We start from the raw sequence: 270 nt of genomic DNA, 5'->3' as shown, positions 1-270 counted from the left end.
ATAAGAAACCTCTGGTCCTTGTAATCTGTCAGAAAAAATCCGTCCAGCTTCTTCTTTTGTTGTTTGGGCAAATACCATTGAATCTATCGCATGATCAGAAACTCGGCCGCCGGCTGAGTGGAAGAATCGCACTCGTTTTTCCAACGCATTTAAAAACTCATCATAGGTTGTAATCGATATGGCGGCGGCATCTTCAAGCGCCTGCACCCACTCAGGAAAGCCTTCACGATTGATCTCAAGTCCTTTATCCGGCCGAAATCCAGGAAGCAC

At 46.3% G+C, this 270-nt stretch carries 1 protein-coding gene; it reads right to left on the bottom strand.

Annotated features, from left to right (window positions below):
- Positions 1–270: glucuronate isomerase (locus tag SB660_RS20765; RefSeq protein WP_410584237.1), on the bottom strand; the 270-nt coding region annotated here is incomplete at both ends.

Source organism: Bacillus sp. SIMBA_005, assembly GCF_046535585.1.
In the GTDB taxonomy this organism is placed as follows: Bacteria; Bacillota; Bacilli; order Bacillales; family Bacillaceae; genus Bacillus; species Bacillus pumilus.
The sequence above is the reverse complement of the archived record's forward strand: the minus strand, read 5'-3'. Positions and strand labels throughout refer to the sequence as shown.